Raw genomic sequence first — 17,778 nt, forward strand, 5'->3', positions numbered from 1 at the left:
ACAGCAGTGTGGACCCATCAGGGCGCTCCGTTGTGTGTCATCCCGCCCGTCTTACCCCTCTCCGTTTGCCTTCAATAGCGCCATCAGCATCGGACCGAGTGAAAACTCGCCCTGCGCCGAGCGCCTGGTCAAATCGCGTAGATAACCGCCGGCCGAGTTTATGAAGTTTGAGCGTTCCAGAATGCACGCCATCGCCGCTGCGGCATTTTGAGGACCCATGGCCTCGCAAGCTTCCTCATAGGCTGATGGGCTTACGCCGAGCATTGAGCGGACCACCACGGCCGCTGTCATCAGCTCGCGCCAATGCGATATGCCGCCGTTTGGCCCATAGTCCAAAATTTGTGGGCAGGCTCGAAGAACCATGCCCAACGGAAACGAGTTAATCGGTTCAACAACTCGGCTAGGCCCTTCACGCTTCACACTCTTCGTCTGTGGCTCCTCCTGCAAGCTTTCGCCCTGCTCTTTTTCGGAGCTAGGTTCAAATTCATTTATAGATTCGGATTTTGAATTCTGTATGTGGCGGTCATTTTGGATGGCATTGCCATGCATATTTTTGGTATTTAACTGAGTTTCCAGAATGTTGAGTACCTCTTCGCGTAGAAGCTCCATTTCATCGAGCGTCTTTTCGACCTGTGCTCTGTCTGGATAGCGCGAAAGCCGTCCGAGGATACCGACATACATCGTTTCCACGTCCCCCCAGTTACCTGACGCACCCTCCTCTACCGCAGCCGAGATTAGCTTACGCACATCCCGTCGGCAGATCGTGATCGCTTCTTTGGCTCTCCGGAAGCGCATGCGTTCCGCCGCGACGTCCTGCGCCAGTACCGCGATCTCCTTGGCGCGAGCCAAAAGCGGCGTCAGATCGAAACCGTATGCCTGCTCGATTTCACCGTCTCGATTGCGATGCGCGTAGCGCTTCCCATTTGGACTGTCGCGGCGCTGTATAAGTCCGGCATCGACAAGTGACCCGAGCTGCCGGCGGAGTGTGGTTTCCGTAATCCCGTGAGCGCGTACGGATAGCTGCGCATTGGACGGAAACACGACAAGCCCGTGTTCAGCGTCGAGCTCCCCATTGGGATAAAACGTCAAAAGCGCATCGAGAACCGCCAGCGCTCGATCCTGTAGGCCGAAGCGTTCCCGCGCCTCGCAAACGTCGCGAAACACTTTCCACTTTTCAATACGTGCGCCTGGATTTGAATCCGCGATCGCCATTTGGCCTTTGACCAAGGCAAGCGACATCGGCCGCCGCCCAAAGGGCGTCGTTACATGTCCCGTCTGCATTTCTCTCTCACCTTTCTTTAGGCAAAAGAAATCTGCTCACCAAATCGGTGCCAAGACTCTTGACTGTGATTCCGGGAAATGCGATTCTCGATCTTGCTACAGATAACGAGAGAGGCTTCCACGGTTTACCGTTTGGGGGCCTTTTTCTTTTGCGGTTCAGTCTCCGTTGTTTTCCTGCTTCGATCCTCTGTACTCGTCGTACAAACGATCCATGTGGGCTGAAAGCCACTCGCTGAAGGGCTTCGCTTCGACATTCGAAAGCTCGATCGCAACCTTCTTCGATTTGGCGTTCATCACGAAATTCAGTGAAGCGTCACTCGAGGTCCAATCTTTCCCGGACACAACGGCCTTGGGCTTCTTTGCAGCCGATTTGACCTTGTAGCGCTTCAGGTAGTCATGAAGTTCTTCAAACCGCTCGTCCTCCGTCAGCTCGATGAACTCGGCGGTTGCCGTACGCTCTGTGGCTACCTTCAAGAGGGCAGGGGCGAGAAGCAATTGACGGAGGCTCAGCCACCTGTCGCGTCCGATCTTCTTGGACGCTCCGAGCACCTTGAGGATCGAGGCTGGGACGGCCTCCACGACACCGAGCATTTTTGAAAGCATCGCCTCATCGATCGCGAGCGACGAGCGAACCACATCCTTCGTCATTCCGGACGCAAGCAGGTTCTGTGCGAAGTACGCACGCTCGATGAACGATAGGTTTGAACGGGCGGAATTTTCTTGCCCCTGGGCGATTGCGGACGTGATGTCGTCTAGTTTTTTGACAACTGCCTTGACCGGAATTCCAAGCTCTCTGGCAACTTTGAGACGGCGGTGACCAAAGACGACCATGAAGCGTTGACTATCTGACGAACTGGGGCGCACCAAAATGGGCGTTGTCTGGCTGGACTCCTTGATCGCCTGCTTGAGCTCCTGGTACTCCTCGCCATCGTCGGAAAGGCGATCGGCGACAAAGGAAACGTCAATCAATCGCGGATCCAGATCCACGATCACCTCGCCTTCCATCAGCTTCTTGGTGTTCTCCGCCAGGTCCTCAATGGAGCGAACGACAGTCTTCGCTGCCCCCGTCATGCCGTAGCCAGGCTTTGTCGGTGTCTGGTTAGACGCGATGGATGCCATGTCCAGTTTCGCAAAAGGATTTTCACGCGCCATAGCCGGCCTCCAAACTCGCTTTCAACGTCGACAAAGGATTGATATGATATATAAATCCCCGCGAAAAAACGGCTGACAAATACGTCATTTCCGCCCCCATGCGCCGTGGATTAGTTCCATGATTTCGCCGTTGGCCGCGTTCAAGCTCTCCATTGCCCGGTCATAGGTAGAACGGACGAAATCGCCTCGCTCTACCTCATACAAGGTTTGCTTCTTTATCGAAGCGTCTGAGATGGCCGTCGATTTTAGAACGTGATTTCGCAACATTTGCTGGGCGAACATTGATTGCATAAACCCGACCATCTGTGCCTGCGGGATGTCCGTCGGCTCGAAGCGCGTGACGAGATAGCGGAACCATTCGACACGCATCTCGGCGCCGGCCTCTGCGACCGGACCCATTATGCCGCCCAACATCATCAGGAACTGGCTCATCGACATGATATCCAGCATCTGGGGATGGATAGTGATCAAAATGCCTGTCGAAGCCATAAGCGCGGTGATCGTTAGGTATCCCAACTGTGGGGGCAATCGATAACGACCACGTCGTATCTGTCGTCTACCTGCTTCAGCGCATTGAAGATGCGCATGTAGAACAACCGACCGTCCTCTCCCTTCTTGGAGGAGATTGCCAGGGGCACGTCATACTCATATTCCTGTAGGACCAGATTTGCAGGAACTACATCAAGGCCGGGAATGTTGGTTGGCTGGATAATTTCCGAAATGAACTTCCGCTCATCATCGAAACGAAGCGCCTCGTACAGAGAGGCCGTGTCATCAAGTTCTGGCTGAATCCCGAACAGGGACGTCAGCGATGCCTGTGGATCGAGGTCGACCGCAAGTACGCGATGGCCGGTGAGCGCAAGATATTGTGCAAGGTGCGCAGCGGTCGTAGTCTTTCCGCTTCCGCCCTTGAAATTTACCACCGACACGACCTGCATCGGCTCGCCTTCACGACGCCGGGGAACGTAATATCGCTTGTCGGACTTTTTATTGGCTTCAAGATAGTCTCGAAGCTCCAACATCTGATCAGCTGTATAATATCGCCGACCACCGACCGACTCAACCTCGGGTCCTTTGCCCTCCAAGTGGATTTGCCGTAGATGGCTTTGAGTGACCCCGATGAAGTCCGCGACTTCTCCCAGCTGAAACTTGCGTAATCCCTTCTTAGCGTCCGGGGGATATTGTTGGCTGCGCAGCATATGCAACGCATTTGAGATCTTTGCTCCCTGCTGGGCAATCTCGATATCAAATCTGTTGGGCTGCGGATGGCTCATTTTGCAAACTATATCCCGGAGGGCTTCATTTTCGAAAAAATGGCCACAGAGCCATCATTTGCGAAACTATCCCGCGATTCCCGCGCCGCTGCAAGGGATTTAAGGTTAACAAGAAGTTAACGCGCGCATCACGGATTCCGCATTCAAGCCGAATCCCCAATAGGTTTCGAATACTTAGGCAGATTCTCGTGTTTTCGTACAGCACACCATAACTGCAGATCTGCAGAGTTTGACTGAAGTTTTGCACACGTATTGTCGCACCGCGTTCGGATATCCGGCCACGGCTCGGTAGAATCACCGTCTGCAGATCTGCAGATAGTCACACGCCTTTTCAGATGATCTTTCTCCGGCATGTCCACGTCATGCGGAGATCAAGATGCAGGTTTTCACCATTTCGCCAGATCGATATGTCGATCATTCCAATCCGCTGAGACAGATGCACCGCTTACGGGCCGCAGTCTTTGGCGAACGCCTCGAATGGGATGTCTCCATTACCGACGCGGGTGAGCGTGACGAATACGACGCTCTCAACCCGACCTATATCCTTGCGGTCACAGACGGCCAAAGGGTCGCTCGGCTGCGCGCGCCTGCTGCCGGCATTGGGGCCGACCATGCTGGAGCGGACATTCCCGCAATTGCTAGGAACCGGTTCACTAGATGCGTCCGCAAGCATGGCCGAGAGCTCGCGCTTTTGCGTCGATACGTCCTTGGCTGCGGGAAGGGGAGGGGACAACTCCATCTCGCGACGCTCACCATGTTTGCCGGGATCATCGAGTGGTCGATGGCAAACGGCTACAACGAGATCGTCACGGCAACTGACTTGCGCTTCGAGCGCATCCTGAACCGGGCCGGATGGCCGATGAAGCGGCTTGGCGATCCTGTGGCGATCGGCAATACCGTGGCCGTCGCCGGAACCCTGCCAGCCAATCGGACAAGTTTTGAACGAGTTTGCCCGCAGGGTTACCGCTCGATCGCCGCCGAAGATCACAGCCGGCAGATCCGGAGCGCTGCGTGACCCAACTCCGCTCCCATCCCCGCCTGGTCCGCAAACTGCAGGACGCACTTGGCGACCAGCTCTGCGTCGCGCTTGATGATACGACGGTGGTCGAAATCATGCTCAATCCCGACGGCCGCTTGTTCATCGAACGGCTGGGGCACGGCGTGGCGCCAGCCGGAGCGATGAGCACTGCCGCCGCTGAAGTCGTTATTGGCAGCGTCGCCCACGCCCTGCAGTCGGAGGCCGACGATGAACGGCCGATCATCTCCGGCGAACTTCCCATCGGTGGACACCGCTTCGAGGGGCTGTTGCCACCGGTGGTGTCCGGACCGGCATTCACGATCCGCCGTCGTGCCTCGCGTCTGATCCCGCTCACGGAATATGTGAAGTCGAAGGTGATGACCGAAGCCCAGGCATCTGCCATTCGAAGCGCTATCGATTCCCGAATGAACATCGTGATCTCCGGTGGCACGGGATCGGGAAAGACCACTCTCGCCAACGCCATTATCGCGGAGATCGTGGCTGCCGCCCCGGACGATCGGATGGTCATCCTCGAAGACACCGCCGAGATTCAATGCGCGGCCGAAAACGCCGTGTCACTGCACACCAGCGATGCCATCGACATGGCCCGCCTGCTGAAGAGCACGATGCGCCTGCGTCCCGACCGCATCATTGTCGGCGAGGTCCGTGACGGAGCGGCCCTGACGCTGCTCAAGGCTTGGAACACCGGCCACCCCGGCGGCGTCACCACGATCCATTCCAACACGGCGATGTCAGCCCTGCGCCGACTGGAGCAGCTGACGGCGGAAGCCAGCCAGCAGCCGATGCAGGAGGTGATCGGCGAGGCCGTCGATCTCGTCGTTTCTATCGAGCGAACGGGGAAGGGGAGGCGGGTCCGCGAGGTCATCCACATCGAGGGATACCGCAATGGCCGCTACCAGGCCGAACACTATGCCCAGATCGATGAGGACAGCCATGTCGCGTAGAACCAATATTCTTCTCACCTGTGCGGCACTGGCCGCCGTTACAATCGGCCTTACACAGCCAGCGCTCGCCTCTTCCGGCGGCGGCAGTCTCCCGTGGGAAGCGCCGCTCGAGCAAATCCAGCAATCGATTACCGGGCCTGTCGCCGGGTTCATCGCGCTCGCCGCCGTTGCCATTGCCGGCGCCATGCTGATCTTCGGGGGCGAGCTGAATGATTTCGCGAGAAGGCTTTGCTATGTCGCACTCGTTGGCGGCGTCCTGCTCGGGGCCACCCAGATCGTTGCCCTTTTCGGCGCGACCGGCGCATCGATCGGCGAGGCCCATGCGCAGGCCGAGCAAAGCACTCCCGATCCGACGATGACGCCGTCCACAGAAGGGGAGGGGCTCATGGCTGAGGTGGGCTCCGCTCTTACACGCTCACGCGTGCACCGGGCGCTATCGCGTCCGAACCTGTTGATGGGTGCCGATCGTGAGCTGGTGCTGCTGACAGCGCTTGCCGCCGTCATCCTGATTTTCGTGGTGCTCACCTGGTATGCAGCGCTGTTCGGCATCGCGATCTGGCTGGTCGCGGTCGGGGCGCTGCGTATGATGGCGAAAGCTGATCCCCTGATGCGGCGCGTTTATCTCCGCCATATCTCCTACAAGACGTTCTATCGCGCGACCTCGTCGCCGTGGCGTAAGTTCTGAGGGGCTTCAGATGGTCGCCCTCAAATCACTCCGCCATTCCGGACCATCCTTCGCCGATCTCGTGCCTTATGCCGGCCTCGTCGATAACGGCGTCATCTTGCTGAAAGATGGCTCGCTGATGGCCGGCTGGTATTTCGCGGGTCCGGATAGCGAGAGCTCAACCGACGCCGAGCGCAACGAGGTGTCGCGCCAGATCAACGCCATCCTGTCTCGGCTCGGCTCCGGTTGGATGATCCAGGTCGAGGCCATCAGGGTGCCGGCCGGTGATTACCCGACCGAGGCGGACTCTAATTTTCCTGATCCTGTCACACGCGCCATCGACGATGAGCGGCGGGCGCATTTTCAGAAGGAGAGGGGCATTTCGAGAGCCGGCATGCGCTGATCCTGACATGGCGTCCACCAGAGCAGCGGCGCTCCGGCCTGACGCGGTATGTCTATTCGGATGCGGCCAGCCGTTCCGCTACCTATGCCGACACGGTGTTGCAAAGCTTTTTGACCTCGTTTCGTGAGGTCGAACAGTATCTCGCCAATGTCGTCTCGATCCGCCGGATGATGACACGGGAAACGCCGGATCGCGGTGGGTTCCGTGTCGCGCGCTACGACGAGCTCTTCCAGTTCATTCGCTTCTGCGTGACCGGCGAGAACCATCCGGTTCGCCTGCCAGAGATCCCCATGTATCTCGACTGGCTGGTGACGGCCGAGTTGCAGCATGGCCTGACACCAATGGTAGAGAACCGCTTTCTCGGCGTGGTGGCGATCGACGGTCTGCCGGCCGAAAGCTGGCCGGGGATCCTCAACACACTCGACCGGATGCCGCTCACCTATCGCTGGTCCTCCCGCTTCGTCTTCCTCGACGCTGAGGAAGCAAGAACGCGCCTCGAACGGACCCGGAAGAAGTGGCAGCAAAAGGTGCGGCCGTTCTTCGACCAGCTTTTCCAAACCCAGAGCCGCTCGGTCGATCAGGATGCCATGCTGATGGTGGCAGAAACCGAGGACGCCATTGCCGAAGCCTCCTCGCAGCTCGTCGCCTATGGCTACTACACGCCGGTCATTGTGATCTTTGAAGAAGACCCCACCCGCCTCCAGGAAAAGTGCGAGGCCATCCGCCGGCTGATCCAGGCCGAAGGATTTGGCGCCCGCATCGAGACGCTGAACGCCACGGACGCCTTTCTCGGCAGTCTTCCAGGCGTCTCCTACGCCAATATCCGCGAGCCGTTGATCAATACCCGCAATCTTGCCGACCTCATCCCGCTCAATTCCGTCTGGTCGGGCAGTCCAGTAGCACCTTGCCCATTCTATCCGCCGGCCTCGCCACCCTTGATGCAGGTGGCCTCCGGATCGACGCCGTTCCGGCTGAACCTGCATGTCGACGATGTCGGACACACGCTGATCTTCGGGCCGACCGGCTCTGGCAAGTCGACGCTGCTGGCGTTGATCGCAGCGCAGTTCCGGCGTTACGCAGACGCCCAGGTGTTCGCCTTCGACAAGGGCGGCTCGATGCTGCCGCTGACGCTGTGCCTCGATGGCGATCACTACCAGATCGGCGGCGATGTCGGCCCTTGGGCAAATGGTGAGGTGAAGGCGCTCTCCTTCTGCCCGCTGGCAGAGCTGTCGACCGACGGCGACCGCGCCTGGGCCTCCGAGTGGATCGAGATGCTGGTGGCGCTGCAGGGTGTGACCATCAACCCCGATTATCGCAACGCCATCTCCAGGCAGTTGGCACTGATGGCGGAATCCCGCGGCCGCTCGCTGTCGGACTTCGTCTCGGGCGTGCAGATGCGCGAGATCAAGGACGCGCTGCATCACTATACCGTCGACGGTCCGATGGGCCAGTTGCTCGACGCCGAGGAGGACGGCCTGGCGCTTGGCGCGTTCCAGTGCTTCGAGATCGAGGAACTGATGAACATGGGCGAACGCAATCTCGTTCCCGTTCTCACCTACCTGTTTCGGCGCATCGAGAAACGCCTGACCGGCGCGCCCAGCCTGATCATTCTCGACGAGGCTTGGTTGATGCTCGGCCATCCGGTGTTTCGGGACAAGATCCGCGAATGGTTGAAGGTGCTGCGCAAGGCCAATTGCGCCGTGGTGCTCGCCACCCAGTCGATCTCGGACGCGGAACGGTCCGGAATCATCGACGTGCTGAAGGAATCCTGCCCGACCAAGATTTGCCTCCCGAATGGCGCGGCGCGCGAGCCGGGCACGCGCGAGTTTTATGAGCGCATCGGCTTTAACGAACGGCAAATCGAGATCGTCGCGACGGCCTCGCCGAAACGAGAATACTACGTCGCTTCGCCGGAGGGCCGAAGGCTCTTCAACATGGCGCTCGGCCCTGTCGCGCTCTCCTTCGTCGGGGCGACCGGCAAGGAAGACCTGAAGCGCATCCGCAGCTTGCACTCCGAACACGGGGCCGCATGGCCCCTCCATTGGCTCCAGCAAAGGGGATCGCCCATGCCGAGACACTTTTCCCGACATCTTGAAACGCACCACACGGTCGTCGTCATTGCGACCGCGCTTGCGATTACCTTGCCGCTTCCGGCTCGTGCCGGCGGGGTGACCGGCGAAGCGACCGAATGGACACAGCTCGCAAACAATGCCGAGCTTATCTCGCTTGTCGGCAAGTCGGCGGAGCAGGTCAACAACCAGATTACCCAGATCTCGCAGCTGGCCGAGCAGATCCAGAACCAGATCAACATCTACAACAACATGCTGCAGAACACGGCGCAATTGCCGAACCACATCTGGGGTCAGGTCGAAAGCGATCTCCAGAACCTGCAGAGCGTTGTGGCTCAGGGGCAGGGGTCGCCTTCTCGATGGGCAATATCGACGACGTGCTCAAGCAGCGGTTTCAGAGTTTTGCCCAGATGAAAAGTAACCTGCCTGACGGAGCGAGTTTCTCTTCGACGTACCAGAACTGGTCCGACACCAACCGCGATACGATTGCAGGATCTTTGAAGGCCGCAAACCTAACGGCCGAGCAGTTCTCAAGCGAGGAAAGCACGATGTCATCGCTGCGGTCGATGTCGGAGACGGCCGATGGGCAAATGAAAGCACTGCAGGTTGGACACCAGATCGCCGCGCAGCAGGTCGCGCAGATGCAAAAACTGCGTGGCCTCGTATCCCAGCAAATGACCATGATGGGCACATGGTTTCAGTCGGAGCAGGCGCAAAAGGATCTCGCCCAGGCGCGCCGTGAACAGTTCTTCAGCGGAACCGAGCATGACATCCGCGGCGGGCAGACGATGGAGCCCCGCTGGTGAGCCTCCGTGTCATCATCATCCTCGCGGTAGTTGCCGCGCTTGTGGTTAGCGCCGGCATCTTCACGTGGATCGTGCAGCCACATCCGGTTCCAATGTCCGGAGCTGGCGAAGCCTCGACGCAACCCGCCTCTGATGTAGACCGCCTCGAACACCGGGAAAAATTCTTCGGCGGTGACGCCACCCGCGACATTCGCGGCGGCCAGGAGATGAAGCCGCGATGGTGATCGTTCCTACTTCCCGGCGCCTGGAACTCGCTTTCGTCGCGATCGGCATCGTCCTCATCGCGAGCACGCCGGCCCTGGCGCAACAGGGTGAGGTTCTCACTACACTGGAGAATTCCGTTGTTACCGCAGCCAAGGGCTGGGAGACGACGGTCATGAATGCGGCGCGCTCATTGTTCTGGATCCTTGCCGGCATTGAGATCGGAATCGCTGCCGTGTGGCTGGCGATCAATGCCGCCTCGCTCGACAGCTGGTTTGCCGAGCTCGTCAAGCGCATCATGTTCATCGGGCTGTTCGCCTTCATTCTCAATGAGGGGCCGACCTTTGCCAAGGCCGTCGTCGACAGCCTCTACCAGATCGGCGCCGGCGGCGGGTCGGCTTCGCCCGCCAACATTTTTGACGCCGGCATTCGCGTTGCGACCAAGATGTCGGAACAGGCGAAGTTTGGCCTCTTCGAGGATAACGCACTGGCGATCGCCGCCGTCTTTGCCATGGTCGTGGTGGTCGTCTGCTTCTCGCTGGTTGCTGCGATCTTCGTCGCCGTGATGGTCGAGATGTATGTCGGCCTGCTCGCCGGCATGATCATGCTCGGATTGGGGGCACGTCCTATACCAAGGACTTTGCCATCAAATATCTGGTCTATGCCTTCTCGGTCGGTATGAAGCTGATGGCGCTGGTGATGATCGCCAAGATCGGCTCCGACATCCTGCTGGGCCTCGCCGAGGCTCCGACAGCAACATCAGAGCAGTTCATCACCACGCTGGCGATTGCCGGCATCTCTGTCGTGATCTTCGTCATGGCCATGTATGTACCGCCGATCCTGCAGGGTGTCGTTCAGGGTGCTTCCGTTTCCGGGGAATGGAAGCCATTCGCCATGGCGGACAGGCCGCATCCTTTGCGGCGGGTGCCGGCTTTCTGGCGACGGCGGCAGCCAGCAGGGGGTTTCAGGCTGCGAGTGCGGCAAGGGCAGGGGAGCGTCCCTTGGCAGTGCCGCGATGCGCGGCATGGAGGCAGGCATCGGTGGTACGGCAAACGCGGTCGGCTCGGCGGCCAAGGATAAGGCGGTCGGTTCACCCGGTGCCTATGCCGGCTCGCTGCTCGGGCTCGCCAATGCCAAACTCGACCAGCAGTCGGGTCGGACCGCATCGACTCTTCCAACACCGCCGATCAACGAGAACAAGTAACTGGAGGCCGATCATCCATGGCCGGACACGATCCGCTTGATAACCCCTATTTGGCTGCGCGCAGTGAATGGAACGAGCGCTACGGCTCCTACGTGAAGGCTGCTGCCACCTGGCGGATAGTCGGCATCACCGGCATGACCATGGCCGTGATTGGTTTTGGCTACGCGCTGTACCAGAGCACTCAGGTGAAGCTCGTTCCCTATATCGTCGAAGTCGACAAGCTCGGCACGGCCGTCAATGCCGGCTTCCCGCAGCAGATCGAATATGCCGATCCGCGGGTGGTGCGCGCCACCCTTGGCAGCTTCGTCTCTAACTTTCGGAGCGTGACACCAGATGCGGTCGTGCAGAAACAGTATATCGACCGAACGTATGGCTTGCTCAGGACATCCGATCCGGCGACCGAGAAGGTCAATGCCTGGTTCCGCTCGAACTCGCCCTTCGAGAAAGCGAAGAGCTCGACCGTTGCCATCGAGGTCAACAATATCGTCGCGCTGTCGAACCAAAGCTATCAGATGGACTGGACCGAATTCGAGCGTGACCGGCGCGGGAAGGAAACCGCAGTCCGCCGTTTCCGCGGCATTGCCACCGTGACCCTGACTCCGCCGCAGGACGAGGGCGTCATCCGCGTGAACCCCATCGGTCTCTATCTCCGCGACTTCGACTGGACAGCACAGCTTTGAAAGGCATGGCCCGAACATGATCATCCCACTCAAAAGAACACGGACCATCCTGACAAGCGCTCTCGCCTCGGCGACGTTAGCGTCTTCACTGTACATTCCCTTCCATGCTTCAGCAGCCGATGGCGTCACCGCCAACGAAGCAAAAGGCATGGGCATCTCCACCCAGTGGCGCGCGTCGCGAGGTCTGGTCACCAAGGGCGCCGACGGCAAGGTGATTTTTCTCTATGGCGAGGTCCAACCATCCGTTGTCTGCTCGCCGCTTCAGGTCTGCGATATCGAACTGCAAGGCGGCGAGGTGGTCCGCGACGTGCTCGTCGGCGACACGGTGCGCTGGAAGGTCGAACCGGCGACCTCGGGCGCTGCCGGCGGTCAGGCCATCCATCTGATCGTCAAGCCTTCGGAGCCAGGTCTTGTAACCTCAATGGTGGTGACGACATCCAGGCGGACCTACCACATTCAGCTCAAGTCCCATTCGACGCAGTATATGGCGCGTGTCGGCTTCGAATATCCCGAGGATGTTTCGACAAAGCTCGCCGACGTCAATGCCCGGCTGGAGGCCAGCACCATCCCGGGTGCAGGGATACCCGCCGAGCAGTTGAACTTCAGCTACTCCGTTTCGGGCAGGGCCGGCTGGCGGCCGACCCGGGTCTATTCCGACGGGCTCAAAACCTACATCCAGTTTCCACGCTCGATTTCCGGTCAGGATGCACCTGTTCTGTTCGTGACCTCCGGTGGGCAGAACCGCATCGTCAACTACCGGATGAAGGGCGACATGATGGTCGTCGACTACCATGTCGATCGCGCGGTGCTTGTCTCCGGCGTCGGCTGGAAACAGGAGAAAGTGACGATCAGAAGGGGAGGAGGTAATGAACGTCGTGCTCTCCCATTCGCGCCTCTTGCGAGCCATTCGCAGTTTTACTGCAGCCTGCAGCCTCGCCATCCTTCTTTCCGGATGCCAGTCGATCGGAACCGATGGCATCGTGGCCAGCAGCGCACCGCCAGAAATCTCCGGCCCGGCGGCAAGCGCCATCGCCGGCGATATGGTGAGCCGCTTTGCCGAGCAGATCGGTCCGGGGAAGGCGACCGTCGCGCTGAAAACGGATACCTCGCCCTTCGGTCAGGCACTGGAAGCGGCGCTGAAGGGATGGGGCTACGCCGTCGTCACCGATCAGAAAACCGATAGCGGTACGAGAGTCATCCCACTCGCCTATGTGATCTTGGCCGTAGACGGTCAAGTGCTCGCCCGTCTTTCGACAAACACCGTCGAACTCGGCCGCGCTTATTCCGTAACGGCGAGTGGCGCGACTCCAGCGAGTGCACTCTCGCTGATGCGGCGCGGGTGAGGGAGAATCCTATGGTGCAATCTCTCAATCTCGGCGGCGCGCAAAACAGCCAAGCCGCCTCCGCCATTCGCCGGATCAACCGCCTGCCGATCGTCGTCATTATCGTTCTGGCGGTCGCGTTTCTTGGCGTGATCTTTTACGGGCTTGCCTCGCGCGGGCTATACTTCGGCAAGGACAACGGCCTGGACACGACTTCGGGAAATCCCGCATCAACGTTCGCCGACCAGATCAAACGCGGCGTCACCGATGGTATTATCGGAGAGCCGCAGCAGCAGACCACCTTCCAGCCGACGCCGGTCGAGACAAAACAAGCCGATGAAAAGGACAACGATCCCTTCACGCCGCAGCCGGTGCAACGCGAGGTGCAACAGCGCGGTCAAGACCTCGAAGCGGAAGAGGTTTGGCGTGCCCGGCTTAAGCGGGAACAGCAGGAACAGTACTTGCGGGAGCAGCAGCGCCAGCGCATGGCTCGCTTGCAGGCGAACAACGCGGCTTACGATGCTCCGCTTGCCATCGATCGCAGCAAGCTGGAAGCGCGGGCGGAGAGGAATGATGCCACTGCGGACGCGGAAGAAAGGGCGACGACAAAATCGACAAACACGGGAAACACACCCGATCTCTATGCGGCCGCGCTTCGCGCAGGGCTCGGTGGTCAAAACGTCGATCCCAATGCGCAAGGCGCAAAGGAAGACTTCTTCAACGCCGACCTGAAAGAGCTTGGCTACCTGCCGAACCGTGTCGTGCCTCAACAATCGCCCTTCGAGCTGAAGCGCGGCTCGGTCATCCCTGCAACACTGATTACTGGCATCAATTCCGATCTTCCCGGCCGGATCACCGCGCAGGTGAGCCAGAACGTCTATGATAGCGCCACCGGCCATCGGCTCTTGATCCCGCAGGGAACGAAACTCTTCGGTCGTTACGACAGCAAGGTGTCCTTCGGGCAGAAACGCGTTCTGGTCGTGTGGACCGACATCATTTTCCCGAACGGCTCGACACTGCAGATTGGCGGCATGTCGGGGACGGATGCGCAAGGGTATGGCGGTTTCAATGATAAGGTGAACAACCATTATTTCCGAACATTTGGCTCAGCCGTTCTCATCGCCCTGATCGGAACAGGCATCGACATGGCTGTTCCACAGAGTTCGACACTCGCCACCCAGGACACCGCCTCGGATGCGACACGACGGAATTTTGCCGAAACGTTCGGCCGAGTTGCTGACCAGACGATTCAGCGGAACATGGATGTTCAGCCGACGCTCGAAATTCGGCCTGGCTACAAGTTCAATGTGCTCGTTGATCAGGACATCATTTTTCCAGGCAACTATCGGCCATGATTGTAGCAAGCCACAGTGTTAGATTGGATTGGCCATAAGAGTAAACGACAGCCCCTTCGACTGCTACTTATCACCTGAACGGTTGAACGGTGGATGTACTAGGCAACAAACTATGCCTGTCACGCTTATTAAACTTGAGTGGCGCGCTTCATTGTGGTCGTTCCCGTCACGCAGAGCTGAAAAAAGCCGCTAGAGTTTTCTAGCGGCCCTTTATTCGCAGAGGCTTGGGAGGTCAGACTATTCTGCGGCAAACTGTTGAGGGCAAAGACGCAGCGCGGCGGCGAGTCCGAGGCCTTCCAGTTGCTCGGTGGCGCGTTGGCGATATCCGCTGCGCCACTGCGGCGACACCACGCTCGTCGAACCAGTGATGCGTCGCAATCTTGACGTATGCGCCAACCCAACAGTCCCCCGGGTGGCGACCGCCGCCATCGTAGCCAAGGAGCGATGTTAATCATCGCTCCGGCTGGGTACTTAACTGCCGCGGTCCATCAAATCAGGGAAATGACAGCTTCGATCTCGACCTTCGCGCCTTTCGGCAGGGCCTTTACCTCGTAGCACGCGCGTGCTGGGTAGGGGTTGAGAAGAAGCTCGCGTAAACGCGATTGACGTCAGTGAAGTCAGCCAGATCGGTGAGCAATACCGTCGTCTTGACCGTCTTTGACAATTCAGTGCCGGCGGCCTTGGCGATCGCCTGAAGGTTCCTAAGGCACTGCTCGGCCTGTTCGACCGCATTGGCCGAATTGAACTCGCTTGTGGCCGGATCAATTGGCAGTTGCCCCGAAACAAAGAGCAGATCGCCGACCTTGATTGCTTGTGAGTATGGTCCGACTGCTCCAGGTGCGTCGGTCGTGGATATTTGTTCGATCAAGTTTCGTCCTCCAGGTTCTTGGTTATGGTTTAGGCGTATCGGCTGACCGCCAGGTCCGTTGCATCGATTTCGGGCTTTCGTCCGGACACGAGATCAGCGATGACGCGGGCTGAGCCAGAACTCATTGTCCAGCCGAGCGTGCCGTGTCCAGTGTTGAGAAAGAGGCCCGCAATCTTTGTTGGACCAATCACCGGCGTTCCATCCGGCGTCATCGGGCGAAGACCCGACCAGAATGTCGCCTCTTTTGCATCGCCACCGGGAAACAGATCCATGACGGAATGCTCGAGGGTGCTCCGGCGGGCTAGGCCCAGGTCGTTCGTATAGCCGGAGATTTCCGCCATGCCCCCGACGCGGATACGGTCGCCCAGGCGCGTAATGGCGATCTTGTAGGTCTCGTCCATGATCGTCGATTCCGGCGCGCGCTTGGGGTCAGTGATAGGGATCGTCAGGGAGTAGCCCTTGACCGGATAGACAGGGAGCTTGATGCCGTGGCGTCTGAGAAGCAAAGGAGAGTAGCTGCCAAGTGCCACGACAACCGCATCTGCTGGCAGGGTTCCCCATTTCGTCACAACGCCACGCACACGGCCCGCCTCGACATCCAAGCCGTTAATCTCGGTACTCCAGGAAAACCGGACGCCAAGCTGCTCTGCCTTTTTGGCCAGTTCGTTGGTGAATTTGAAGCAGTCCCCAGTTTCGTCCTTTGGCGTCAGCAGACCGCCGACGATCTTGTCGCGGACATGTGCTAATGCCGGCTCAGTGCGAACGCAGCCGTCACGATCAAGAACCTCGTAGGGAATGCCGTCGGCTGCAAGCGCCTTAACGTCCTTGCCGGAGACATCGAGTTGTGCCTGCGTACGAAAGAGTTGGAGCGTGCCCTGCATACGTTGGTCGTACTCGATAGCAGTCTCTTTGCGTAGGGCAGCGAGGGAGATACGACTGTAGTCAGCCAACCTCAGCATGCGGCTCTTGTTGATAGCATAGCGCTCGGAAGTGCAGTTCGAGAGCATCTTTACGAGCCATGACAGCATGGCGCCATCGATCTTTGGCCGAAGGATCAGCGGCGCGTGTTCCATGAACAGCCATTTCAAAGCCTTTATAGGGATACCTGGTGCTGCCCAAGGCGAGCAGTATCCGAACGAGACTTCGCCTGCATTAGCAAAGCTTGTCTCAAGTGCCGGACCTTTCTGCCGGTCGACAACGGTGACTGTATGACCGGCTTTTGCCAGCTGGTATGCGGAGGTGACGCCGACAATGCCGGCGCCCAGAACGATAACTTTCATAGTGTCCCCAATGAGCCTGCGGCTCTCAACGATATTGTCTATGGTAGCGGTTGCCGAGACCGGTAAGGATTTCATAGGAGATCGTACCGGCGTCGCGTGCCAGGTCTTCAAGCGCCTGATGCGGGCCCAGCACCTCGACGAGGCTGCCTAAAGACAGGGTGCCCTCCGGTAGTGCAGTAATGTCGATCGTGATGCTGTCCATGGACACCCGTCCTACGATCGGCAGGCGCCTTCCCTGGTAGTAAACCACGCCGCGACCGCTCAGGCTCCGCGGCAAACCATCGGCATAGCCTGCAGCGATCGTGGCAAGGCGTGTGTCCCTCTCCGCGATGTGAGCACCGCTGTAACCGACCTTCGCGCCGGCGGGTACGGTACGCGTCTGAACCACTGCAACGTTAAGCTCAACGACTGGCTCAACTGGATTTGGCATGCCGATGCTCGGTGAAACGCCGTAAAGGGCGATTCCTGCGCGTGCAAGTTGACCGTGATAATCCTTCCCGAGGAAGATGCCGCCGGAGTTTGCAAAGCAAATGTCGAAACACGGAAACTCCTTCGAAATTTGCTTCATCTCGACAAGCTGATCATCATTCTGATCGCTGTCTAACTCGTCGGCCGATGCTAGGTGGCTCATGATGAAAAGGATCTCGATGCTTACCTGACCCGCGAGCTCAGCTGCCAAAGGGCTGCGCTCTTCGGGTGGCACGCCAAGTCGCGACATTCCTGTATCGAATTGTAGTACGGCTTGAAGATTCCACTTCCGGCGTCTTGCTGTTGCTGTCCAACGTCGCCACTGCTCTAGCGAATTCAAAACCGGGATAATGTCGCGTTGAGCACAGGCTTCCTCATTGCCGGGTTGCAAGCCATTGAGCACAAAGACTTTTGCATCCGCAGCCAAGGCCGGACGCAGTTCCACAGCCTCGTCAAACTGGGCGACGAAAAAGTGACGGCAGCCTGATTCATAGAGCGTGGAGCATACGCGTTGTGCACCGAGACCGTACGCATCGGCTTTTACAACGGCAGCAGCTTGCACCGGCGCCACAAGTGTCGAGAGCTTGGCGTAGTTGCGTACCAGTGCTGAAAGATTGACAGTCAGATAGCCGCTCGCGCCCTCGATCGGTGGCCTCACTTCTTTCTCTGGCAAAACAGCGACGCTGCCCATATTCATCTCCCTTTTCGTGGAAGCGAAGATATGCAAGAACGTGCGAAATTGTCCGCCTATTTGTAGTGGATAGTTTC

10 protein-coding genes and 8 pseudogenes are annotated in these 17,778 nt (G+C 58.8%); 12 read left to right on the forward strand and 6 right to left on the reverse strand.

From position 1 onward, the window contains the following. Positions 1-51: 51 nt before the first annotated feature. The 3 genes and pseudogenes from repC to repA form a co-directional block, all read right to left on the reverse strand. Complete coding sequence (gene repC, locus P6U16_RS27585; RefSeq protein ID WP_277705042.1) at positions 52-1,281, reverse strand: plasmid replication protein RepC; 1,230 nt, start codon at positions 1,279-1,281, stop codon at positions 52-54. Between the two features lie 156 nt (positions 1,282-1,437). Next, the gene (gene repB / locus P6U16_RS27590; RefSeq protein WP_277705043.1) at positions 1,438-2,433 is read right to left on the reverse strand and encodes a plasmid partitioning protein RepB; all 996 of its coding nucleotides are present in this window, start codon (positions 2,431-2,433) and stop codon (positions 1,438-1,440) included. An 84-nt stretch (positions 2,434-2,517) separates the two neighbouring features. Continuing rightward, positions 2,518-3,707, reverse strand: a pseudogene (gene repA, locus P6U16_RS27595) (plasmid partitioning protein RepA). A 376-nt stretch (positions 3,708-4,083) separates the two neighbouring features. Between repA and traI the strand changes: the two are divergent. From traI to trbI, 12 genes and pseudogenes are all read left to right on the forward strand, one after another. Further along, positions 4,084-4,722, forward strand: a pseudogene (traI, locus tag P6U16_RS27600) (acyl-homoserine-lactone synthase TraI). Continuing rightward, positions 4,719-5,690, forward strand: coding sequence for a P-type conjugative transfer ATPase TrbB (trbB, locus tag P6U16_RS27605; RefSeq protein ID WP_277705044.1), 972 nt, complete (start codon positions 4,719-4,721; stop codon positions 5,688-5,690). The pseudogene traI and the gene trbB overlap by 4 nt, the downstream one beginning before the upstream one ends. Further along, positions 5,680-6,018 (forward strand): annotated as a pseudogene (gene trbC, locus P6U16_RS27610) (conjugal transfer pilin TrbC); the annotation flags it as partial. The gene trbB and the pseudogene trbC, both read left to right, overlap by 11 nt. Positions 6,019-6,075: 57 nt before the next feature. Further along, positions 6,076-6,375: a conjugal transfer protein TrbD gene (locus tag P6U16_RS27615; protein ID WP_277705059.1), complete on the forward strand. Its 300-nt coding sequence runs from the start codon at positions 6,076-6,078 to the stop codon at positions 6,373-6,375. Between the two features lie 10 nt (positions 6,376-6,385). Next, positions 6,386-8,852, forward strand: a pseudogene (locus tag P6U16_RS27620) (conjugal transfer protein TrbE). Continuing rightward, a pseudogene (gene trbJ, locus P6U16_RS27625) lies at positions 8,824-9,632 on the forward strand (P-type conjugative transfer protein TrbJ). The pseudogenes P6U16_RS27620 and trbJ overlap by 29 nt, the downstream one beginning before the upstream one ends. Beyond that, complete coding sequence (trbK, locus tag P6U16_RS27630) at positions 9,629-9,856, forward strand: entry exclusion protein TrbK (RefSeq protein ID WP_277705045.1); 228 nt, start codon at positions 9,629-9,631, stop codon at positions 9,854-9,856. The pseudogene trbJ and the gene trbK overlap by 4 nt, the downstream one beginning before the upstream one ends. Further along, positions 9,850-11,037 (forward strand): annotated as a pseudogene (gene trbL / locus P6U16_RS27635) (P-type conjugative transfer protein TrbL). Before trbK ends, trbL begins: the two are co-directional and overlap by 7 nt. A gap of 17 nt (positions 11,038-11,054) precedes the next feature. After that, positions 11,055-11,717: a conjugal transfer protein TrbF gene (locus P6U16_RS27640; protein WP_277705046.1), complete on the forward strand. Its 663-nt coding sequence runs from the start codon at positions 11,055-11,057 to the stop codon at positions 11,715-11,717. A 16-nt stretch (positions 11,718-11,733) separates the two neighbouring features. Then, a pseudogene (gene trbG, locus P6U16_RS27645) lies at positions 11,734-12,579 on the forward strand (P-type conjugative transfer protein TrbG); the annotation flags it as partial. Between the two features lie 4 nt (positions 12,580-12,583). Next, on the forward strand, positions 12,584-13,060 hold the full coding sequence (gene trbH, locus P6U16_RS27650; protein ID WP_277705047.1) for a conjugal transfer protein TrbH: 477 nt from the start codon (positions 12,584-12,586) through the stop codon (positions 13,058-13,060). Positions 13,061-13,071: 11 nt separating this feature from the next. Beyond that, a complete protein-coding gene (trbI, locus tag P6U16_RS27655; RefSeq protein ID WP_277705048.1) occupies positions 13,072-14,394 on the forward strand; it encodes an IncP-type conjugal transfer protein TrbI in 1,323 nt (440 codons plus the stop codon). A 488-nt stretch (positions 14,395-14,882) separates the two neighbouring features. Here the strand turns inward: trbI and P6U16_RS27660 are convergent. From P6U16_RS27660 to alr, 3 genes and pseudogenes are all read right to left on the reverse strand, one after another. Next, positions 14,883-15,262 (reverse strand): annotated as a pseudogene (locus tag P6U16_RS27660) (RidA family protein). A 29-nt stretch (positions 15,263-15,291) separates the two neighbouring features. Beyond that, positions 15,292-16,542, reverse strand: coding sequence for a D-amino acid dehydrogenase (locus tag P6U16_RS27665; protein ID WP_277705049.1), 1,251 nt, complete (start codon positions 16,540-16,542; stop codon positions 15,292-15,294). A 25-nt stretch (positions 16,543-16,567) separates the two neighbouring features. Next, entirely contained in the window at positions 16,568-17,701 is a 1,134-nt protein-coding gene (gene alr / locus P6U16_RS27670) for an alanine racemase (RefSeq protein WP_277705050.1), read from the reverse strand. Between the last annotated feature and the right edge of the window lie 77 nt (positions 17,702-17,778).

It is taken from the genome of Rhizobium sp. 32-5/1 (assembly GCF_029537235.1).
Lineage (GTDB): Bacteria > Pseudomonadota > Alphaproteobacteria > Rhizobiales > Rhizobiaceae > Pararhizobium.